This window comes from Nocardia sp. CY15 (assembly GCF_009829295.1).
In the GTDB taxonomy this organism is placed as follows: domain Bacteria; phylum Actinomycetota; class Actinomycetes; order Mycobacteriales; family Mycobacteriaceae; genus Nocardia; species Nocardia sputi.
On the sequence record NZ_VUOT01000060.1, the window covers coordinates 1 to 20,400 of the forward strand.

General features: G+C 67.0%; 20 protein-coding genes. 9 read left to right on the forward strand and 11 right to left on the reverse strand.

Annotated elements, in window-relative coordinates; genetic code table 11:
* Positions 1-435: 435 nt before the first annotated feature.
* Positions 436-1,320: a hypothetical protein gene (locus GVY39_RS32810; protein WP_159930892.1), complete on the reverse strand. Its 885-nt coding sequence runs from the start codon at positions 1,318-1,320 to the stop codon at positions 436-438.
* Between the two features lie 674 nt (positions 1,321-1,994).
* On the opposite strand from GVY39_RS32810, the gene GVY39_RS32815 reads away from it, so the two are divergent.
* Positions 1,995-2,678, forward strand: coding sequence for a hypothetical protein (locus tag GVY39_RS32815; RefSeq protein ID WP_159930891.1), 684 nt, complete (start codon positions 1,995-1,997; stop codon positions 2,676-2,678).
* 330 nt (positions 2,679-3,008) lie between these two features.
* Here the strand turns inward: GVY39_RS32815 and GVY39_RS32820 are convergent, their stop codons facing one another.
* From GVY39_RS32820 to GVY39_RS32855, 8 genes are all read right to left on the reverse strand, one after another.
* Positions 3,009-4,382: a hypothetical protein gene (locus tag GVY39_RS32820; protein ID WP_159930890.1), complete on the reverse strand. Its 1,374-nt coding sequence runs from the start codon at positions 4,380-4,382 to the stop codon at positions 3,009-3,011.
* Positions 4,379-4,765: a hypothetical protein gene (locus GVY39_RS32825; protein ID WP_159930895.1), complete on the reverse strand. Its 387-nt coding sequence runs from the start codon at positions 4,763-4,765 to the stop codon at positions 4,379-4,381. Before GVY39_RS32825 ends, GVY39_RS32820 begins: the two co-directional genes overlap by 4 nt.
* On the reverse strand, positions 4,765-4,953 hold the full coding sequence (locus GVY39_RS32830) for a hypothetical protein (protein WP_159930889.1): 189 nt from the start codon (positions 4,951-4,953) through the stop codon (positions 4,765-4,767). The genes GVY39_RS32825 and GVY39_RS32830 overlap by 1 nt, the downstream gene beginning before the upstream one ends.
* Positions 4,950-6,725, reverse strand: coding sequence for a hypothetical protein (locus GVY39_RS32835; RefSeq protein WP_236565810.1), 1,776 nt, complete (start codon positions 6,723-6,725; stop codon positions 4,950-4,952). The genes GVY39_RS32830 and GVY39_RS32835 overlap by 4 nt, the downstream gene beginning before the upstream one ends.
* Before the next feature lie 165 nt (positions 6,726-6,890).
* A complete protein-coding gene (locus tag GVY39_RS32840) occupies positions 6,891-7,766 on the reverse strand; it encodes a 1-acyl-sn-glycerol-3-phosphate acyltransferase (protein ID WP_159930888.1) in 876 nt (291 codons plus the stop codon).
* A gap of 13 nt (positions 7,767-7,779) precedes the next feature.
* Positions 7,780-8,490, reverse strand: coding sequence for a hypothetical protein (locus tag GVY39_RS32845; RefSeq protein WP_159930887.1), 711 nt, complete (start codon positions 8,488-8,490; stop codon positions 7,780-7,782).
* The gene (locus GVY39_RS32850) at positions 8,487-9,050 is read right to left on the reverse strand and encodes a hypothetical protein (protein WP_159930886.1); all 564 of its coding nucleotides are present in this window, start codon (positions 9,048-9,050) and stop codon (positions 8,487-8,489) included. The genes GVY39_RS32845 and GVY39_RS32850 overlap by 4 nt, the downstream gene beginning before the upstream one ends.
* Before the next feature lie 189 nt (positions 9,051-9,239).
* On the reverse strand, positions 9,240-10,214 hold the full coding sequence (locus tag GVY39_RS32855; RefSeq protein WP_159930885.1) for a YafY family protein: 975 nt from the start codon (positions 10,212-10,214) through the stop codon (positions 9,240-9,242).
* Positions 10,215-10,391: 177 nt separating this feature from the next.
* Here GVY39_RS32855 and GVY39_RS32860 point away from each other — a divergent pair, with 177 nt between their 5' ends.
* The 4 genes from GVY39_RS32860 (at position 10,392) to GVY39_RS32875 (ending at position 14,098) form a co-directional block, all read left to right on the forward strand.
* Complete coding sequence (locus GVY39_RS32860; RefSeq protein ID WP_159930893.1) at positions 10,392-10,745, forward strand: RidA family protein; 354 nt, start codon at positions 10,392-10,394, stop codon at positions 10,743-10,745.
* A 348-nt stretch (positions 10,746-11,093) separates the two neighbouring features.
* Positions 11,094-11,549 (forward strand): hypothetical protein, encoded by a 456-nt coding sequence (locus GVY39_RS32865; protein WP_159930884.1) that lies wholly within the window; start codon positions 11,094-11,096, stop codon positions 11,547-11,549.
* 105 nt (positions 11,550-11,654) lie between these two features.
* The gene (locus GVY39_RS32870) at positions 11,655-12,782 is read left to right on the forward strand and encodes a PLP-dependent cysteine synthase family protein (protein ID WP_159930883.1); all 1,128 of its coding nucleotides are present in this window, start codon (positions 11,655-11,657) and stop codon (positions 12,780-12,782) included.
* On the forward strand, positions 12,779-14,098 hold the full coding sequence (locus tag GVY39_RS32875) for an MFS transporter (protein ID WP_159930882.1): 1,320 nt from the start codon (positions 12,779-12,781) through the stop codon (positions 14,096-14,098). Before GVY39_RS32870 ends, GVY39_RS32875 begins: the two co-directional genes overlap by 4 nt.
* Before the next feature lie 869 nt (positions 14,099-14,967).
* Here GVY39_RS32875 and GVY39_RS32880 read toward each other — a convergent pair.
* Both GVY39_RS32880 and GVY39_RS32885 read right to left on the reverse strand, forming a co-directional pair.
* Positions 14,968-15,864, reverse strand: a complete 897-nt coding sequence (locus GVY39_RS32880; protein WP_159930881.1) for an oxygenase MpaB family protein — start codon at positions 15,862-15,864, stop codon at positions 14,968-14,970.
* A gap of 111 nt (positions 15,865-15,975) precedes the next feature.
* A complete protein-coding gene (locus GVY39_RS32885) occupies positions 15,976-16,242 on the reverse strand; it encodes a hypothetical protein (RefSeq protein ID WP_159930880.1) in 267 nt (88 codons plus the stop codon).
* Between the two features lie 300 nt (positions 16,243-16,542).
* Here GVY39_RS32885 and GVY39_RS32890 point away from each other — a divergent pair, with 300 nt between their 5' ends.
* The 4 genes from GVY39_RS32890 to GVY39_RS32905 all read left to right on the forward strand — a co-directional run.
* The gene (locus GVY39_RS32890; RefSeq protein ID WP_201295435.1) at positions 16,543-17,295 is read left to right on the forward strand and encodes a FadR/GntR family transcriptional regulator; all 753 of its coding nucleotides are present in this window, start codon (positions 16,543-16,545) and stop codon (positions 17,293-17,295) included.
* Complete coding sequence (locus GVY39_RS32895) at positions 17,292-18,035, forward strand: cache domain-containing protein (protein WP_159930879.1); 744 nt, start codon at positions 17,292-17,294, stop codon at positions 18,033-18,035. Before GVY39_RS32890 ends, GVY39_RS32895 begins: the two co-directional genes overlap by 4 nt.
* 77 nt (positions 18,036-18,112) lie before the next feature.
* Entirely contained in the window at positions 18,113-18,313 is a 201-nt protein-coding gene (locus GVY39_RS32900; RefSeq protein WP_159930878.1) for a hypothetical protein, read from the forward strand.
* A gap of 440 nt (positions 18,314-18,753) precedes the next feature.
* On the forward strand, positions 18,754-20,400 hold a 1,647-nt coding region (locus GVY39_RS32905; protein WP_159930877.1), incomplete at its 3' end, for an amino acid adenylation domain-containing protein.

A 20,400-nucleotide genomic window follows, 5' to 3' on the forward strand; every position in this document is an offset into this window, starting at 1 on the left:
CAGCTACCGCCTCAAAGACCGAGACCTCGGCCGCGTCCCCGCGGCCAAAACCAACGACTGAAACCAACCAAAGGGTGGGTCAAGATTCCAGCGAACAAGCCGGGTCACGATTCGACCGACGTTGACAAGAGTATGCCCGCGAACGTTGTCGAACATGGGAGAAGTGCATGGCGGACAAGGCTTTACGGGTGATCGGCGAGCTCATGGGTTCGGCGTCGTCGGCGGGCTCATTTGCTGCGCGTCGGACGGGGTCGGCGGAGAACCTGGTGATCGAGCGTGGGCGCAATCATCGGTCGCCGTCCGATCACTGCTCCTCGTGCGGACTAGTGAGCCGTCTCGAGGCGTGCGGCCGCCGAGTCCATGAGTACTGCCGCCTTGTTCGTGAGGTCGTCGTGGACCTCGGTTGCACGCCCTGGTCGAGTCCTCGCCGACATCTCAGTCCTTCGGCGCGGGGTTGATGGTGTCGCCGTCCCAGCTCAGATCCGAATTCTCGGTGATCTCGAAGGCCTCGAAACGATCGTCGGCCACAACCGCGTCGATCAGAGCACGTGAGCCGGCGACGATCGTGGAGTCGAAGTCGATCTCGCTGGCCACGACCCATGCGTGGTCGGCGGGCCAGAGCAGCTGCGGCGTCACTCCGGGGAAGTCGGTCGTCCATCCCAGGCCCGCCGCATGCACCCACCTGGGGTCGGCGAGTTCGGAGAGACTGGTGTCGAACAGCATGAAGTCGCGTCCCGGCCACTGCAGGAAAGGCCCCGCCTCGACCGCCCGTCCGACTTGCGGCGAGACAGAGGCAGCCAGCTCGGCGTCGATTCGAGCTCGCTCGCGCTCGAGGTTGCGCGGATCGCCGTCGGTGGAGGCGACGAACACCGCGCCCGAGGATGTGTGCAACTCGCCGAATCCATTCCAAACTCCAGCCGTCACCTCTTCCGGTGTCTCGGTGGCTGCGCGAAGGTGGACAGTGAGCGCGGCCAGCAGGCTCGGGTCGAACCATCCCTCGACGGTCTGGCCGACTTCCCAGCCGTCGTCGAACGACATCGCCGCCTCGTCCTCATCATCGGTGAGGTTGCGCCACTGCACCAACGGATGCATCACTCTGCCGTTGCGCGCGGCGACCTCGGCCCACGGCCACATCGCCTCCTCCACGATCGCCGGATTGCCCCACTCGTCGGTGACCGTGACGTCGCGGCGGGTCGCCTCGACCGGATGCAGGATCCGCGCATAAGCCTCGAAGCCGGTACCCGCGATGCCGCCGACCCCGTGTTCGCCGACGCGCGCCAGCAGCCACCCACCGCGCTCGAAATCCGTTGTGAACTCCACCCAGCCAGCCTAGAGCCACGCCTGTCGGGCATCTCTGTCTCTGACGTCAGCTCCATCGGGCTGCTGTAGCCAGGCGAGGACCGACCGTGCCTGCCGCGCGGTGACGCTCACCTCGCCGACCGGTTCGGCGCCATGGGCGGAAACTACAGAGCCTGTCCGAGCGCACTGCGAATTCGCTACGGATAGCAGCGCCGGTCCCGCTGTCTTCAGCCTGCGGACGCCCCTGCTCAGCACTGGGTTGCCCACAGGCTCCGTGGCCCGCGTGCGGGATCCATCCGTTCGTTCTCCGCCGGCGGCTGTCCTCGTCCTCGACGGTCTCCGGCTCGAACGCACTTCTGGGCTGCCGTGGATCCACTGCGTCGCCATGGATTGGCCGCATCCTCGGGCGGGGCAGGTCGATGCCGAAGCCGTCCGCGACGTACCGCTCCAGCGACAGCTGCTTATGGTCGGCGCCGTCTCGGCAGGACTGCGGCATGCCCGCGTACGCCAGGAACTGCGTTCCAGGGGCAGAGACGTGGATCCGATGTCACTCACTGGTGACAACCGAGCCTTAAGGACTTCGCTAGCTCGACCGGAGATCATGACGTGGCAGAAACACAGCGGACGAATGGATCCTGATGTCTCCCACCGAACACCCTGACAGCGCACAGCCGTGGCGAGGTGTCACGCCACGGATGGGCAAGCCACGCGTATCGCGCCGGATACTGTGGATCTCACTGCTGATTGCGGGAATGGTCGTCGTCGCGGTCGCCGTCATCGCGTTCGACTCGGTGTCCTCCGGCAAGCTGCCCTGGACGAAGACGACCTACGCCGCGGAAAACGCGACGGACCCCTGCGGCCTCATCGACGGCTCGGTGCTACGAAGATGGACCGGCACCGAGTCGACCACGCGAGAGGGAGACTACAACCCTGTTGTCGGCGATCGCTACCACGACTGCACTGCATCGAGCGTTATGCGCGGTCGGTATGCACAGGCTCCGGAGATAGAGGGAACGGCCATAGACGCAACGATCTCCGTCTCCACCTCCGTATGGCCATCACACCGCCGTGCCGGCACCGTCTATGAGAGCCAGGCGAACCCCTCATGGGAGCCTCACATGGAGTACAGGTCGAGGGGTGGCGTGCCTGATCTCGGGCAAAAAGCATACTTCGAGCGCGATGTCATCGAATTCGGGGAGAATACCCGGGTCGATTATCAGATCGGTGTCCTCGACGACAACCTCTATATCGAAGTGTCCATGAGGTTCGAATTCAGCCACTCCCATGGTGTCGCGCCCACAACCACCGCCGACATCGATGACATCCAGCGGACTACCGAACAGCAGGCCAGGCGCGCGATGGACAAACTCCGGCGATAGCCGACGAAATCGTCGTCCTCCCGCGGACCCTTCCGGCGTATTCGGTCGACACCGGATCGGGCGATGGTGAGCGGTTCCCGTTCACCGGTCTCGAGACAGCGCGCTGTTTGTGAAGCGAAATTGATAAGCGCTTCTCGCATCGAACAGAACGGCGACCCCGGCAGGGACGATGCCGACGAGCGTGTTGCCCACCATCGGCGATGTAGTCGAGGCACTGGTCACGTTGACCGGCGAGCCGCACCCGCTGCTGCCTGACACCGAACCACATCCCCTGTCCCCCAGCCGACGGCAAAGCCTCGGCGACCCCGAACCATGAGGTAGCCCAACGCGCTATGAACCCACATACGTGGCGAAATCGCTGCCGAATGGGTGTTCTAACAACAGGTAGAGACCGGTGAAGGTGAAACCGACCATAGTGAGCATCAGAGCCAGTTGACCGGTGAGCCGGTGCGCGGGCGGAAGCAGTCGCAGGCAGCGGTCGTGGGCCGCGGCGACACCGAGGATGTGGCCGACCACCACGGCCGAGACCTTGATCGTCCCCAGCGCCGCGGGGTGGGTGGACAGGAGGTAGGCGACGTCGCGGTCGGCGAGCCCGGCGAGATTCCACCCTCGTCCGAACGGATCCGCGAACAAGAGCATCGTCGCCTGCCCCTTCTCCACCAGGAACGTGAGGTAGTGGGCCACCAGATAGCCGGCGACGATCGGGGTCAGGCTGTGTGCCAGACGAGCGGGAAGTCGTCTCTGCTCGTCTTCGGGCAGACCTCCGGTCGCTCGGGCGGCGATTCGGAACGCTACCCCGACGACAGCGATGAAGCCGAGCAGCCCCAATGTGTTCAGTACGGTCGGCAGGACTTCGGATCCGTTGCTGCCCGCCTCGGCGAGCACGCTGCGCCAGGACGGGAAGGTGGTGAAGCTGTCGAATGCCGTCGAGCCGAGCAGGGTGGCGGCGACGGCCACCCCGCCGATCCGTGCCGGAGTGCCCGCCAGGTTGTCCAACGGTGAGCGCAGCACGAGCTCACCGGTTTCGCGACGTCCGAGCGGACTCAGCCTGCCCAACAGGCTGCTGTACACCTCGAGCGGGTCGGCCCGCTCGGCCCATGTCGTGCCCCACACGATCAGTCCGATCGTGCTGACGACGAGGTATGCGACGAGCCAGGTGGTCACCGCGGCCACCGAGCCCGGTTCGGGGTAGGCCAGTTCGAGCCACACGAAGGAGAACAGGCCGAGCACGGCGGGCCACTGTCCCCAAGAGCTGGGATAACGGAGCAGACCGCGAGTGGGCGGACGGCGCGACACCAGGCAGACGACGCGGTGCACGGCACGCGCCGGGGACAGGATCTTCCAAACGGGTCCGGCGATCAGCGAGGCGACCATGACACCGACCCACAGGAAAATGTAGACGACACCGGGGACGGGATTGCGTCCCGGGTCGGAAGGTCCGAACACGCCGATCGCGACGACGGCGAGGGTGACGGCCGCGCTCACCACCGAAATGCCGATCCGAATCGGCTCGGCGTCCACGATCGCTCCGACTACCGAGGGGAGCTCGAATCCCGGTGATCGTGGTTCCAGCCGCGGTCGGCGCCAGGCGACCGCGAGGACCGCGAACGAGAAGGTCAAAGCCCAAGCGGCGCCGACGAGCGCGTACGACAGCGGGATCGGCAGGTCGGTGGCACCGCCGATGCCGTGGGCCAGAACTGTCATCCGCGCACGAGCAGTGTCGCCACCGTGCGCCGGGCGTGGTGCAGCTCGATCTCCACCCGTCCCGGCACCTCTACGGTGAAGCGGAACCGCTGGCCTGCGCCCGGGGTGATCGGGAAGGTGCGCTCTGGTGTGGCGTGAACGTGCATTTCGTCGTCGGTGTCGCTGTCGACCACGATCTCGATCGGTCGTCCTACCCGGGTCTCCAGGCGGACGTCGGCCGGACTCACCGAGCCTGCGGCGATCCGTACTGCGACGACGAGGCTGTCCGTGTCCCCAGCCACCGCGGTCGTCGACGCGGAGGGCGCGGGATCGGATGAAGCGCAGCCGGTCACGAGCAGACCCCCGAGAATCACGAGCGCGGACCAGCGCCGCACGGATGCCATCATTCCTCCTTGTCCGCGCCGTGTTCGGCCGTCGACCCCGCCGTCCGTTCGTGCTGGTGCGCCCGACGGTCTCGCAGGGCGACGAACACGACGACGGCGACCACGAGCAACGCGGGCAGGAAGGCCGGGATCGCCAGCAGAATCGAATGATCGGCCAGCACGTCCACGCCGTCGTATTCCGGGTTCATCGCGACCCCACGGGCTCCGGCGTCACCGTCCGGCCGACGTGCGGGTACCGGTCGTTGATCCGCGCCGCACCCCAGGACAACGCCCCGACGAGGACGAGGCTGCACAGCAGTACGACGAGCGACGCCGCGGCGAACAACCAGGAGGGGTGGTCGAACGACCGCTCCCGTTGCAGCACGGTGATCTCGGAGATGAACGGCCGGGTGAACGAGGCGAGCGCGGGAACCTCTTCGACGCCGATGCCGGGGTCCGCGGGCATGAAGATCGGCGCCGCGGTCAGGACGCGCCCGTCCTGCAACCGCAGGACGGTCTTCCACGACCCGTGCGCCGGAACGGGTTCGGTCGAGACGTAGTGGCCGGGGCCCACTCGCCGCAGCTGGTCGACGACCAGTCCGCGACCGGGACTGTCTCCCCCGATCCCGCCTTGCCAGGCCAGGACCTGCATCCACTCGGGGTCGGAGCCGACGAGATCGGTGGGCGTGAGGCGAACGTCCGCGAGCACCATCCTTGCGTCCGTGGCGGATTCGGCGTCGCGCAGTGTGACTGTGGCCTCCGCCCGCTCCGGTACGTCCATGAGCAGACCGTTGGCAGTCGCGGCCGCCACGATCGCGACCGCGGCGACCATCAACCCGCGGCGCACCGGCGGACGCGGCAGCGGTTCACCCCGTAGCGTCATCGCCAGCAGCGCGCCGACGACACCGCCCGCGATGCTCGTGGGGACAGCCATCGCCAGGAGTTCCGGCCACATGGCGGTCGGCCACGGATTGACGAACATCGCACCGATCCAGAGGGATTCCAGCCATAGTCCCACCGTCGCGATGCCGAGCCCGCACAGCGCACCCCACCAGATCGGCCGCCGGGTCAGCGGCAGCAGCGCGAGCAGTTCGACCACGACCGCGCAGCCGAGATAGAGCGGGAATACGTTGCGCGGCGCGTCGATGACCGGCCCGCCGACCAACACGGCCACCACGGCACGGACCGATGCGGCGAAGCCCACAACGACCAGGGTGCTCAACGGCCCGAGGCTCGCACGGGCAGCGACGAGGGAAATGGAGGCAGCCGCGACGATGAGCATCGGCTGCAGGACGAGCCGGAACTGCTGCACGCCGAAGTCGAACTCCACCTGGAACACCGAGAGCCCGATGAGCAGGCCGCCGAAGGCGAAGGCCCGCAGCAGCCACATCCGCCGCCCGTCCGGACGGTCGGCCTCGGGCCGGCTGTGCCTGCCCTCGAACTCCAGCAGCAGCACGCCTACCAGCGATAAGCCCGCGCCACCGATGAGCATCAGATGCGTCGGCCCCCACAGGGTGACATCCTGGCCGAACAGCCGATGCCAAAGGTCGTCGAGGGGGAATCCGATCAAGGCGTACAGGCCGGCGCCTGCGATGAGGATGCCGCCGACGGGCGCGTACCACGTGCGGGTGATCCGCACTGCCGCGGGCCCGGGCTTTTCGTCCAACGGAAGCACGATCGCCGACATCCCGGCGGTGAACAGGAAGAACAATCCCGCGAGGATGAAGTAGTGGGCCGGGTTCGCCAGCGGCCCGTCATCCCGGCCGTTGCCCACGTGCAGGCTGACGTCCCAGATGAATCCCAACAGCGCGGTCAGGATCGTCGCGAGGAACAGCGCGAGCGGAAGAGCGACCCAGCCGGGGCGGTTGAACAATCGGCCGAGACGGTCGGCGATCCGCTGGAGCCAAGTGATGCGCCGGGTGCGGTGCAGATACCCGATCCAAAGCAGAACGACGGCGACGAGCCCCGCGGCGCCGGTCATGGCCGCTACTTGGTCCAGCGCCGCTCCGCCGCCCTCGGTGCCCGGGGCGGCCAGCGATCCGAACCTTTCATGCGCGATTTCGCGCACGGGAGACCTCCATCACACGATCGAATATATGTTACGAACGGTACCATAAAAGGGGCCGGCTTCGGGCGCAAACGGCGGTCAGCCGACGATCGGCAGGGTCCGCTCGTCATCGAGCTTGGTCAGCGCCCGTTGCATGGTTCCGGTGACGAACTGGTAGGCCTGGTCCAGATCGAGTTCCGGACCCAAGGCCGCCCGCAGGTCGATCGGGTCCAGGAACTCGACGGTGATCTTGCTGGGCAACGGCAGATGACCGGCGAGATCTCCTACGTCGAGCCCCCATGGGAGTGCGAGCGAGATCGGGAAGACCTTCAGCCGCAGCATCCGGTCCAGCCGAAGCAGGCGTGCGATCCGGTCCCCACGGGTGAGTACCAGCTGACTCTGCTGCGCACCGATATTCACCACCGGCACGATCGGGACCCGCTCGTCCCAGGCCAGGCGGAGAAAACCGGTACGACCGGCGAAGTCGATCCGGTCCTCCTCCCAGGTCGGGCGGTGCACCTCCCAGTCGCCGCCGGGATAGACCAGCACCGCCGCGCCGTCGCGCAGTGCTCGCGCGGCGTTGGCCGCGTCGGCGTTCACCGTACCGAAGCGGCGCAGCAACGAGCCGATCACCGGGTAGGCCATCACCATGTCGTGGGCAAGCTGGAAGAAGGGCCGCTGCGGGCCGAAACGGCGGACGAACGCCAGGGTGGTCACCATGACCTCCGGCGACACGTTGCCGCCGGAGTGGTTCGCCACCAGCAACATCGGCCCTTCCTCGGGTATCCGCTCCAGGCCGCGCACCTCCGCCCGGAAGTAGAGGCGCGCGAACAGCCAGCCCAAACCCATGGTGTCGCCGATGAATTCCGGGTCGCGGTCGGCGGGATCGGCGGACGGGATCCGCGCCTTCACCTGCTGGGCGACCCAATCCGTCGCTTGGTCGACCGTGCCGGTGACCAATCCGAAGACACTCATGGGTTCGCTCCGGCTAGGCGCCGGTCGAGAGCAACTGATCGAAGAACGCCCGGTAGCCGCGCAGCACCTGCCGGAGGTTCTCGGTGTCCGCCGTGTCGCCGCGCCGCTCGTCCAGTTCGCGCTTGCGCTGCTGGTAGGTGGCGATCATCTGCTCGATGGCGTCGTTGACCAAGTCGTCGGCGCGTGCGACGGCAGCCCCGGGATCGTCGACGAAGGTGACTTGGACCTCCCGCCACTGGGTGCGCAGGCGATCGAAATCGGCTTCGGCGAACAGCGGAGCGGGCTGATCGCCTGCCACGGGAGCGGCGCTCGGCCCGACGCCGGCTCCCGGCACCGAGTCCCGGGACTCGGATGGCACGGCGTTGCCTACCCCCGTGCCGTCGATGGGTTCCCCGCGCTGGGTGTCGGTTGCGGACTCCCCTGCCCGAGCATTCGCGTGCACTGCGTCCGATCGATCGGCTGCGTGAGCGGGGCGGTCTGCCTCGACCTCATCGCCTGCACGCCGCTCGCCTCCGGAACCGACCACGTCGGGGTCCGCACTCCGCTCGCCGCCGTGCGATACCGCTCCTGGTTCACCGACCCGCTCGGCGTCGGTCTCGGGGCGACGGCCCGTCTCGGGAGTTCCCGCGCCGTACCTGTCGTAGTCGGCGCCGGTGCCCGCCGTGGTCGCCGACTCGTTTCGCGTGCCGTCGCCGGGGAATCGCCGCTCGGACTCGGTGCTCATGATTTCACGCCCTTGCTCTCCTTGCCGGCCACGCCGAGCAGGTCTTCGAACAGTTCCCGGTAGTGCACGACGGCCGTGCGCCGGTCTTCGGTGGACACCGCGGTGCCCGTGGGTCGCGTCGCGATTTCGTGCGCGGCGCGATAGTGGCCCAGCGGCGCGGCGTGCTCTACGGAAAGATCGGCGATCTGCTGCTCGTAGTTCTCCGTGGGATAGCCGCGCTCGGCCATGATCGTGGTGACGAGGCGGTCGGCTTCCGTCAGCGCCCCGGCGGGGTCGTCGATGAATCGCTCCTGCACCTCTACCCAGCGGGTGGTGTAGACCCGCTTCTCGTCGTCGGATAGTTCGCGTAACCGCAGTTGTGCGTGCCTGCGTTCGCGTTCGGCGAGTTCGCGCTCGGCGGCCTTGCGGTCCTCGTGTTCCCGGACCGTCCGGTCGTACTCGGGGCCGAACTTGCGGCGTAATCGCTGTCTGCGCAGCGCAGGCCACACCACGAACGCGACAAGGGCCGCGACGACGACAATGGCGATGACGACGATGATTGCCCATACTGCAGCCGACATCTGAACCTCCTTGTCGAGCTTGTTCGCAGGGGTAATGCCTCCTGGAGGAGCTTCCAAACCGGTGAGCGTCTGCGGAACAGCTGGGCACCTCTGCCCACGGTGGGTAGGTGCCGCGGGGAGAGGCCGGACTGCGGCGAGCCCGGCCAGCCCTTGTCGGCTTGGGCAGCGGGCCGCAGCAGGCGGCAACTGTCAGACCGACACTCCGTAGCGGGTGGCGATCGCGACGGCGCGGTCGCGCAGGCAGGCGCGTAACCACTGCGGGGCAAGGGCTTCCGCGTCCGTGGCGAGCTGCCACAGCGCCCACTCGGCGTGTCTGGGATCTTGGAAGGTCACCTCCAGCCGCAACCAGCCGTCCGCGTCGGCGTCTTCGGCGCGGACGGCCAGCGCGGTGCTCACCAGCTCTTCCCGTCGCGCCGGGTGCACCCGGACCAGCACGGTGACTTGGTCGCCGCCGGTCCGGAAACGCGTGCTGCGTTCCCGCCAGGCCCGGTCCAGATCCACCCGGTCCGGTCGCTGTGCGGGATCGGGCAGTTCCTCGGCGGCCAACACCCGCGACAGCCGATAGGTGCGGTCCGCCCCCGATCTTGTTGCCAGCAAATAGCCCTGGTCGCGCACGGTGACCAGACCGATCGGGTCCACCGTGCGCCACTCCGGAGTCTGATCCACAGCCGCGTAGTGGATGCGCAGCTTGTGCCCGGCGAGGACCGCGCGCCGGATCTCGGCCACTACGGCGTCGGACACCTCCTCAGCGACCAACCGGCGCGAGAAGAGGTCGGTCTCCGGATCGATCAGCAATCGCTGGGCCGCGCCGGTCGCGGTGGCGCGATAGCTTTCCGGTAGCGCGTCGACCAGCTTGCGCATGGCCGAAGCGAGCGCCGAGCCCAGGCCGAATGCCTGCGCGCCGCGCCGTGACCCGGCGACCAGCAGGGCCAGCGCCTCGTCGTGATTCAGTCCGGTGAGCTCGGTCTGGAAACCGGGTAACAATGCGAAACCGCCGTGCCTGCCGCGCTCGGCGTAGACCGGCACGCCTGCCGCGGACAGCGCCTCGATGTCGCGCAGCACCGTGCGGGTGGAAACCTCCAGTTCGCGGGCCAGCGTGGTCGCGGACAACCGACCGTGCCGGCGCAGCAGCAGCACCAGCGAGACCAGACGGTCGGCGCGCATGCGAAAACTTTAGCGGAATACACGACACAGGATGTCGTGATTCGTTGCGAGGCTTACCACCACGGCGTCACAGACAGCGGCTATCGGGCCGATGGACGTACGTACTTCAACGAATCGAATGGAGCTGATGTGGTAGCGGAACGAACGGCAGTCAACCCGGTGACATGGTCGGTGCAGATGGGATTCAACCAAGGTGAGCTCGTCTGCGGGCACACCCGGACCCTGTACTGCTCCGGGCAGACCGCGATGAGCGGTGACGGCAAACCCCAGCATGCCGGTGACATGGCAGCGCAGTTGACGCTGAGCCTGGACAACGTGGAGGCCGTGCTCGGAAAGGCCGGCATGTCCCTGGCGAACCTCGTCCGGCTCAACGTCTACACCACCGACGTCGATCTGCTCTTCCAGCACTACGGCGTGCTGGCGTCGCGGTTGGCGGCTTCCGAAGTGGCACCGACTACCACGATGCTGGGGATCACACGACTGGCGATCCCCGGCCAGATGGTCGAACTCGAGGCAACCGCCGTCGAGTGATACCGACTCGCCGCCTCCGGGGCTGCCGGAGGCGGTGAGTAGCCCAGCCCGGGGTGGGCCGAGATTCCGGGCCGAGGGGGTGACTGTCAGCGTCAACGTGCTGACGATCTTCCGGCCGGGCGTGCCAGTGAAGTCCTCTGGTCTTGGTCCGGATCGAGGCGACAGGGGCGCGGTGACTCCGGCCTAATACCCTAGGGTGGTATCGTACCTAGCGATTCAGCTGCCCGGAAGGATCGCATTGCCGCAGATGTCTGGTCGGCCGAGTGCCACCCGCCCGCCTCACCGTCCCACTCGAACGGGATGCTTTCCGGCGCCCGCAAGCTTTCGCATCGAAATCTCGTCGCTAGGGTGGATTCCACAGTGAAACTCATCGGATGGTTGCGGCCCAGCGGCTTGACGCTGGCGATGCTTGCCGCGGCGCTGCTCATGGCGCCGTTGCTGCACTGCACGCTGCTGGATGCCGATGACCACTCCTCCACGGTCGCGCGGCACGTCCATGCGGCCGTGACTCCGATCCCGGCGGCCGTGGTTTCGGCGCTGGACTACCACTCGGACGTCAGCACCGACGCGACGCACCGTCACGGTGTACCGCACGCAGTCCACTGCGCCATCACACCCGCGCTCCCGGCCGGGGGCGGCAGTATCGCCCCCCCGCAGTTGCTCCTATTGATGCTGGCCGCGGCCGTAGTCCTCGCGATTGCGGGCCGGGCGGGTTCCGCCGGAGTACGCGGTCCGCCCGTCGCGGCCGTTCCCGTCGTCAGCGGCAGAGTACTGCTGACGCGCTTCTGTATCGCCCGACGCTGATCGGTCAGCGCCAGGTCGGCGGGTGTCGTCCCCGCGTCGGCCGGTGTCTGTTCCCGATGCACGTCTGCGCCCTACGGGGCGATTTCGATACGGAAAGCGAAGGTCATGGACAAGTATGTGCTCGATGAGCGCGCCGGGGTGCCCGCAGCGCTGGTGCCCGCCCCGGACGCGGCGCGGCATCCCCGAGCGCTCGTCGGCAACACTCCCGTGTTGTGGGTCGGCGCACCGCTGGCACCCGCCGGCCGAGGGTTCTGGGCCAAGCTCGAGGGATTCAATCCGGGCGGGATGAAGGATCGTCCCGCCCTGCATATGGTGCGGCGGGCCAAGGAACGCGGCGATCTGGCGCCCGGCGCGCGGATAGTGGAGTCCACCAGCGGCACCCTCGGTATGGGGTTGGCCCTGGCCGGGATGATCTACCACCATCCGGTGACCGTGGTCACCGATTCCGGTCTGGAGCCTCTTGTCGCTCGGATGCTCACGGCCTACGGGGCGCGAGTCGACGTGGTCGACCAGCCGCACCCGACCGGCGGCTGGCAAGAGGCGCGCCGCGTCCGTGTCGCGGAGTTGCTCGACCGCGAGCCCGGCGCGTGGTGCCCGGATCAGTACAGCAACCCGGACAATGTCGACGGCTACGAATCGCTGGCCATCGAGTTGATCGAACAACTCGGCGGAGTCGACGTGCTGGTATGCGCGGTCGGCACCGGCGGCCATTCGGCCGGGGTGGCGCGGGTCCTGCGCCGGTTCAATCCCGATCTGAAGCTGATCGGCGTCGATACGATCGCATCCACCATCTTCGGGCAACCGGCTGGTACGCGGCTGATGCGCGGCCTCGGCTCGAGCATCTACCCACGCAACGTCGACTACGCCGCCTTCGACGAGGTCCATTGGGTCGCGCCCTCCGAAGCGGTGTGGGCGTGCCGCACGCTCGCCGCGACCCACCATGCCAGCGGCGGATGGAGCGTGGGTTCGGTCGCTCTGGTGGCGGGATGGGCCGCCCGCGGCCACGACCCCGAGGCGCGGATCGCGGCCGTCTTCCCCGACGGGCCGCACCGCTATTTCGACACGATCTACAACGACTCCTACTGCGAGGATCTGGGCTTGTTGGACGCCGATCCGCCGATCGAACCGGAGACCATCAGACACCCGGCCGAGCGGGTCGTGCGGTCCTGGACACGCTGCACCCGTGTCCTGGACCCGAGAGCTGCCGCCTTCGGACGGAAGCAGTCGCGATGACGGGATTCACGCAGTTCCGCAGCTTCGATCTCGCCGCTCGGCTGCTGATGGTCAATCAGTTCGGCATCAATTTCGGCTTCTACATGTTGATGCCGTATCTGGCCGGCTACCTGGCCGGCCCACTGGGCTTGGCCGCGTGGGCAGTCGGGCTGGTGCTGGGTATGCGGAACTTCTCCCAGCAGGGCATGTTCCTCGTCGGCGGTACGCTCGCCGACCGGCTCGGTTACAAGCCGCTGATCGTGGCCGGATGCCTGTTGCGCACCGGCGGTTTCGCGCTGCTGGCGTTCGCCACGTCGCTGCCGGGTTTGCTGATCGCCTCGGCGGCAACGGGTTTCGCCGGAGCGCTGTTCAATCCCGCCGTCCGCGCGTATCTCGCGGCCGACACCGGCGAACGACGGGTGGAAGCGTTCGCGGTGTTCAACATCTTCTATCAGGCGGGCATTCTGGCCGGGCCACTGGCCGGACTCCTGCTGATGACGTTGGATTTCCGCGTAACGGCGGGTGCGGCGGCGGCCGTGTTCGCGGTGCTGACGGTCGCGCAGTTGTTCGCGCTGCCCACCCGGCGCGCCGCGCTCCCGGCGGAAAAGACCTCGGTGCTCGAGGATTGGCGCACCGTCGTCTCCAATCGCCGGTTCGTGGCCTTCGCGGTGGCGATGATCGGCTCGTATGTGCTGTCGTTCCAAGTCTATCTCGCGCTGCCGTTGCAAGCAGGCTACGTGGCAGGCGCGCGATCACAGGCCCTGACCTCAGCGGTGTTCGTGATCTCGGGTGTGGTCGCGGTGGCCGGACAGTTGCGTATCACCGCGTGGTTGCGCTCCCGCTGGAGCTCCGGCCGCAGCCTCGTCGTCGGCATGAGCGTGCTGGCGGTGTCGTTCCTGCCGCTGGCGATCGTGCCCGGACCCCAGCGGTTCGGCGTGGTCGCGGCCGTGGCCGCGCTCCTGGTGACGGCGGCGCTACTGGCGGTCGGGACGGCGGCGGTGTTCCCCTTCGAGATGGACACCGTCGTATCGCTGGCCGAGGGCAAGCTGGTCGCCACGCATTACGGTTTCTACAACACTGTCGTCGGCGTCGGCATCCTGGGCGGCAACCTCGCCACCGGCGCGGTGGTCGGCGCCGCCCACGCCGCGGGAGTCGAGTGGGCGGTCTGGGTCGGTCTCGGCGCGGTCGGCGCGGTCGGCGCGCTGGCCTTGCACAGGCTCGACCGATCCGATCGTGCGAAGCGTGCGGTCGCCGGTGGCGCCCATGGCGATTCCACGCGCGGTCGGCACGTCCTCGAGGTCGAGGACCCGGTGGAGGTGATGAAATCCCGGCGATAGCTGGGTCACCACCTCGACAGCGGCCGCCGCGATGACGGCGGTAGCGCGGGATTGCTTTCGCCCTTGCGCCCACCTCGTCACACCGTGGCGGCCGCGGGCGAGGACGAGCCAATCTTCGGCGCCAGGCAGATGGAGCCGCCGTGGCACGCGGGAAGCTCCGGGCAGCCAGGTCAGGACGGCCAACGCCGCGGTGGCGACCGTCGAGTCGACACCGAAGTACGTCCTGACCCGCACCCCCAGGTCGCGACCCAACGAGTGCTGATCCGAGAAATCGACCCGATACAGTCGTCGACGGCGTTGTCCGGGAAGGTCGAACGTTTTCGGATCCGTGTAGTTGCGGACCATTCGCTCGCCATCGTGAAAATAATTGCCCAGCAACCGATATGTCCATTCCGTCGCGGCCGCCCCATGCCGCTCCCCCGCCCCCAGCAGCACCACCAGATCGATCGGTCCGGGCGAAGCGCGATGCACGGCGGCAGCGAGCAGGTTCGTCAACCCGGGCGCGAGCCCCACATCGACGACCACCGCGGCCGCAGGCGCGAGCCGTTCCAGCGCGGCGACATATTCCGTCGAGGCTGTGACGTCTACGAATGGGATTCCATGTGTGCCTGCGATTTCGGCGAGCCGAGGATTCTCGGCACCGGACGCATTGACCACCACATCGATACTCGCCAGAGCGGCGCGATAGGAGCGCAGATCAGGTTCGGTCGAGTCCACCGTCCGGTCCGCGCGGGCAGGGTCGCGTCCGGCCGCGATCGCGTGCACTCCCCTCGCGCGCAATTCGGCCATCAGATGGACACCGACAGCGCCGTACCCACCCAGTACCAACACGTTTCTCACAACCACCACCATCTGCTGAGAAAGCACCGTCAGCTCGCTACCACGGTCGGCCCCCGCAGCGCGGATTTCCTGTGGTGGGCGACGATTTCGCTGAGCCGGAACATCTCACGCGGGTCCGGCAAGACATGTCGAATCGCGAAGACCGCGACCCGGGTGATATGACGCGCCGCGTAGCTGAAGGCTGCGGGCGGTTGTGGGATTCCGAGGCTTTCGATCACGTGTTCTTCCGACAGCGCCAGCGCCAGCCAGCGTCCGAACCAGCGCAGCGGCCGTGGAAACCACCGCGTGGCGAACTGATCGATGAGCGCATTCGCCAACCGCTGCCCGGCCTCGGAGCAGGCGAAATCCGGGCCGTGCTCGTAGGAGTGGAGAAACTCTTGCATGTCGTGCCAGGTCTGCGGAATATCGGCGACGCCGAGCCGTGCCGAGACCTCGCGCCAGTGGACGAGCTGGGCGCGGCGCTCCTTCTCGCTGAGCCCTGGCGCACCCGCGACCTGCCGCAACAGCCGATCGTAGATGAGCGTGAACACCGCGGCGCTGTGCTGAAAAGTGTGCAACGGCATGGGCCAGTTCCGGGCGACGGTGGAATGCCAATTCCGGACATAGTCCAGGCTCTGGCCGGTCACAGGGCTGGAAACGCCGTCGTCGATCCAGGAGAACAGGTGAAACATGGTCTCATCGGCGCGTCGGATACCTTGCTCGTAGAGCATCCCGGTGCCGTTGCGGTCCACCGAGACCGCCGACGCGGGCGGCCCGGCGAAGCGCACGAAACCGACTGTATAGAACAGGTGCACCACGAGCAGGCTCCTCGGCACCAGCTGACAGCTCGTCAACCGCACGATTCGCTCGCTGTCCACCGCGGGATCGAGCCGTTCGATCTCCGCTTGAATCCATTTTCTACCGCGCTTCGCCTGCCGAGCCGCCACAATCCAACCACCTATCACTAGAGGTTCACTACAGTGAATTTTTCACTGTAGTGAAGCTCTAGTCAAGGGGGCCGCGCGAGGATCAGCCGTGGGAGGCGGACTCCTCCGGAGTCAGGCCCATGCCTGCCGCCCGCTTGCCAGCGGCATCGGCGGGAAGAGTTTCGCCCAGAACTCGTGACGCACCGCGTCCCACAGCCTGGTCAGCTCCGGAAGGAGCTCTCGCGCTTGCGCGAGGTCGGGATAACCGCCGGGGCTGAACGACACTACCGGCGAAGCGTCGGACGCATGGTCCACGGCGACGATGGCGATCAAGTGGTGCTGAACGAAGCGCCAGGTCACACGCAATCCGTCGACTTCGGTTCGGTGCACATCATCCATCTCGGCCACTCCTGCGCCGTGCGCTCACCCGACGGGCGCGCGGGCCACTACCGGTCGGCCACACTCGGCCGTGCGCCACCATTTCGGCGGACGATCCGGCCCGGTCACGGGCGGCCCACCCTGGGCGCTCGCGGTGAAAGATCTGATTATCGGACATCAGGGAATCCTGCTTCGATCGTGACGTCGGCGCGTCAAGGTGCCCGGGGAGGCAGTTCCACGGCATTTAACCTAAGACATTAGAGTTCATAGTTCAAGGGTTCATTGTTAGGATCAGGTGACATCCCCCACCGAGGAGTCGCGTTGTCGAACCGGGAGAGCGCCGGATTGACCGCTTTGGGCGCCGTGCTGTCACCTCTCGAAGGTGGCGGTCCGAAGACCGATGCCGTGGTGGAGCGGCTGTGCGCCGCGATCAGCCTCGGTCTGATGACAGACGGCCAGCAACTGCCGAGTGAGACCGATCTCGCCAACCAGTTGGGTATATCGACGATGACCCTGCGCGAGGCACTTGCCGTACTCCGGCAGCGCGGGATCGTGCACACCAAGCGCGGCCGCGGTGGTGGCAGCTTCATCCGCGGTTCGGCGGAGGTTCTCGAGAGCGCCTCGCTGGCGCGATTGCAGCAGATGAGCATTCAAGAGTTGCGCGATCTGGGGGATGAACATTTCGCCGTCACCGGAGCGGCCGCCGTGTTCGCCGCCCGCCGCGGGTTGCGGGCCGATATCGCCCGGCTCCGCTCCCTGGCCGACCGGCTGAAGGACAGCAGCGAACCCATCTCCGCACGCCGCGCCGACAGCCGGTTTCATATCGAAATGGCGGTGTGCGCGCAGTCCACCCGGTTGACCCGCGCCGAGGTCGCATTGCAAGCCGAACTCTCCGCGTTGCTCTGGTTGCCGCGGCTGAAATTGGACCCGGAGGCCGAGGCGACCGCTCATCGGAATTTGGTGGACGCGATCGAACGAGAAGACGATGCCCGAGCGAGAGAGCTGGCAGAATCACAAACCGAATCACGCATCCGCCGCCTCGTCGCCCTACGCTTGGAGCTCAGTGATCGATGAGGGACACCGATAATTCCCCCACCCCGGTGACCGTCGAGTCGCTCGCTCATACCGTCGGAAAGCTGGCCGACGAGGTTTTCCGATCACTGGGGATCATCGGGACGGCGCTGGCAACGCTGTGGGAAGATCTCGCCGATCAGCCGCGGTCCACTCCACGGTCGACCGACCTCGTTGCGCTTCGCGACACCATTGTCGGTGAACTCGAGCGGCATGGGAAACTCCTCGAAAGCGCGGGCGTAGTGCTCGCTGATGGCATTCTCGCCGATCGTCCCCGTCACCTCGAATGGTGGTTGCTGGACGCAGAGAGCCGACCACAACGCCTGCTGCTGGAATTGAACCCGCACAGCGAATATTTCTACGACTACACCGGAATGGAATGGTTCGCGATTCCGCGTGACCAGGATCGGCGATGGGTGCACGGCCCCGCCCTGGATTACGCGTGCACCGATCAATACGTTTGCACATTCGCTGTACCGGTCACGATTCCTTCGGGAACCTTCCTCGGAGTCGCTGGTGCGGATGTCCCTGTCGCCTCGCTCGAGGAGATCCTGCTCCCGCGGTTCCGGGCATCCGGTCAGCGGGTGGTGCTGGTCAACGGCGAGGGCCGCGTGATCATGGGCACTGATCCGGAATTCACGACCGGATCCAAGACGAGCCGAATGGACCGGCCTGCCGCCGCGGTGCCGATCGAGACCTTGCCCTGGTCGTTGCATCCGTTGGGATCCACGGCATCCCACTGATTACCCGCGCGACAGCGCGGCGCGCCCCGATGACTGGGGTCGTGCGACCCAGCGAAGTTCGCCGAATACTCGTGTCCATGAAGGCGATCACCGCAGGCCTCCTCCTGACGGCCACACTCCTCGCACCCCCGTCGGCCGCGTCCGCCGCGCCGCTCGAAGAGCCGTCGACCGTCGCCGAAACCGGATCGGCCACTCGATCGCTGTGCCTGCTACTGCGCATCTTGCGCGCGGGGTACGTCGACAGTTCGGCCGGTGGCCCTGCCTGCACATTTTTCTGACCCTGCGGACCGATGACCGGTATGGGTGCGGCCCGCTGCATCACTGAGGCCGGGCCCGATCGCCGCCCCGGATGTCAAGGCAGCGAGCTGATGTACAGCCCTGCGGCGCTTCGACTTCCGCGAGTGAGATGACACGTTGCGCTGCTGCCCACAAGGTCGGGCGAACCGAAGAAGCAGGCGGACGCAGCGACACGTGTGTGGCGGCACTGCCGCGAAGCACACCGGCGGAAAAGATTTGAGACACAACATATTTGGCGCGGCACCGCAGTATGCCGCGCCGTAGGCGGCTCTCCCGCTATGTCCCCGACGGGGAACAGAAACCTGACTGAACGAGATATCACCGGTCTGTCTGCGACACCATTGCCAGCCTGTAGCGACGCTGTGGGTCGGCTCGAAACGTTCGTCCGCGAGTCCAGCACCTGAAGGAGTAAGCACCCGAAATGAAGATGGACCGCCGTTCTGCGCGTGGAAGTCGCCGTCGCCGTTCCGGCGGTCCACTCTTCGGCCAACTGCTCACCGCCGCAGTCGAATCCGCCGCCGACACGGTCGCGATCCGGTTCGCCGCGACAGCTGATTCCGCCGAAGCCGTGGAGCTGACCTACCGGCAGCTCGATGAATCGTCGTCACGGTTGGCGCGGGAGTTGATCGACCGGGGGCTGGGACCCGGCGACGTCGTGGCCATCGGCATCCGGCGCTCGGTCGAGTCCGTGCTGTCGGTATGGGCGATCGCGAAGACAGGCGCTGCCTATGTGCCGATCGATCCCACCTACCCGCCCGAGCGAATCGCCTACATGGTGTCCGATTCAGGGGCCGCGATGGGCCTCACCACCTCGGCGTACCGAGAAGCGCTGGGCACGTCCATCCCCTGGATCGAACTCGACGACCCGCGACACCGAGAGCGGATCGCGGAGCGGCCCGCGCACCCGGTCTCGTACACCGATCGGGTGCGGATGCTCACCGAGCAGCATCCCGCCTACGTCATCTTCACCTCCGGATCGACCGGACGCCCCAAGGGGGTCGTGGTCACCCATTCGGGACTGGGAGCGATGGTGGCGTCCGAGCGGGAGCGCTACGGTGTCACAGACGGCTCCCGGGTGATGCATATCTGCTCGCCGAACTTCGACGTGTCGGTGCTGGAACTGCTGCTCGCCTTCGCCACAGGATCGACTCTCGTGATCGCGCCGCCGACGGTGTTCGGTGGATTCGAACTCGCCGATCTGCTACGGCGCGAACACGTCACCCACATGCTCATCACACCCGGGGCACTGGAGTCCGTCGACCCCGCGGGTCTCACGGACCTGCGAGTCGTCATGGTCATCGGTGACCGGTTCGGGCCGCACCTGGTGCACCGCTGGACCGGCGGCGGCCGCGCCATGATCAACGGATACGGGCCCACCGAGGCCACGGTCATCGCGACCAGCAGTGCACCTCTCGTGCCGGGTGAGACGATAACCATCGGCAGCGCCATACCCGGATTCGGTCTGTACGTGCTGGATTCCCGCCTGCGCCCGGCCCCTGCCGGAGTGGTCGGCGAACTGTACCTGTCCGGTCCCGCGCTGGCAGCGGGTTATCTGAATCGGCGAAGTCTCACCGCGGCACGCTTTGTGGCCAACCCATTCGGCGGCGAGGGCGGCAACCCGGGCTCACGGATGTACCGGACCGGCGACCTGGCGCGCCGTCTGGGCTCCGGCGGCATCGAAGTCCTGGGACGTTCTGACTTCCAGGTGAAGGTGCGTGGCTTCCGCGTCGAACTCGGCGAGATCGATGATGCGCTGAGCCGCCATCCCGATATCGAGTTCGCGGTGACGTTGGGCAAGCGGCAACCCAACGGTACGACCATGCTGGTGTCCTATGTACTGCCCAAGGCGGCAGAACTGGCAACGGAATTCGACACCGCCACACTCGTCGACTTCATCTCCGAGACATTGCCCGCGTACATGGTTCCCACGACGATCATCGTGCTGGACGAGATTCCGTTGACGCCGGTGGGCAAGCTGGATCGGGCGGCTTTGCCGGAGCCGGTGTTCGCCGCTCGTGCTTTCCGTGCGCCGTCGACTCCGACGGAGGAGGTTGTGGCGGAGGTGTTC

What these genes read in the sequence shown, in the direction of transcription:
- GVY39_RS32840 (WP_159930888.1), bottom strand. Translation starts at nt 7,766, where the DNA reads ATGAGTGTCTTCGGATTGGTCACCGGCACGGTCGACCAAGCGACGGAT.
- GVY39_RS32870 (WP_159930883.1), top strand. Translation starts at nt 11,655, where the DNA reads ATGGACAAGTATGTGCTCGATGAGCGCGCCGGGGTGCCCGCAGCGCTG.
- GVY39_RS32820 (WP_159930890.1), bottom strand. Translation starts at nt 4,382, where the DNA reads ATGACAGTTCTGGCCCACGGCATCGGCGGTGCCACCGACCTGCCGATC.
- GVY39_RS32850 (WP_159930886.1), bottom strand. Translation starts at nt 9,050, where the DNA reads ATGTCGGCTGCAGTATGGGCAATCATCGTCGTCATCGCCATTGTCGTC.
- GVY39_RS32895 (WP_159930879.1), top strand. Translation starts at nt 17,292, where the DNA reads ATGAGGGACACCGATAATTCCCCCACCCCGGTGACCGTCGAGTCGCTC.
- GVY39_RS32830 (WP_159930889.1), bottom strand. Translation starts at nt 4,953, where the DNA reads ATGAACCCGGAATACGACGGCGTGGACGTGCTGGCCGATCATTCGATT.
- GVY39_RS32835 (WP_236565810.1), bottom strand. Translation starts at nt 6,725, where the DNA reads ATGACCGGCGCCGCGGGGCTCGTCGCCGTCGTTCTGCTTTGGATCGGG.
- GVY39_RS32815 (WP_159930891.1), top strand. Translation starts at nt 1,995, where the DNA reads ATGGGCAAGCCACGCGTATCGCGCCGGATACTGTGGATCTCACTGCTG.
- GVY39_RS32845 (WP_159930887.1), bottom strand. Translation starts at nt 8,490, where the DNA reads ATGAGCACCGAGTCCGAGCGGCGATTCCCCGGCGACGGCACGCGAAAC.
- GVY39_RS32900 (WP_159930878.1), top strand. Translation starts at nt 18,113, where the DNA reads ATGAAGGCGATCACCGCAGGCCTCCTCCTGACGGCCACACTCCTCGCA.
- GVY39_RS32875 (WP_159930882.1), top strand. Translation starts at nt 12,779, where the DNA reads ATGACGGGATTCACGCAGTTCCGCAGCTTCGATCTCGCCGCTCGGCTG.
- GVY39_RS32860 (WP_159930893.1), top strand. Translation starts at nt 10,392, where the DNA reads ATGGGATTCAACCAAGGTGAGCTCGTCTGCGGGCACACCCGGACCCTG.
- GVY39_RS32825 (WP_159930895.1), bottom strand. Translation starts at nt 4,765, where the DNA reads ATGGCATCCGTGCGGCGCTGGTCCGCGCTCGTGATTCTCGGGGGTCTG.
- GVY39_RS32885 (WP_159930880.1), bottom strand. Translation starts at nt 16,242, where the DNA reads ATGGATGATGTGCACCGAACCGAAGTCGACGGATTGCGTGTGACCTGG.
- GVY39_RS32855 (WP_159930885.1), bottom strand. Translation starts at nt 10,214, where the DNA reads ATGCGCGCCGACCGTCTGGTCTCGCTGGTGCTGCTGCTGCGCCGGCAC.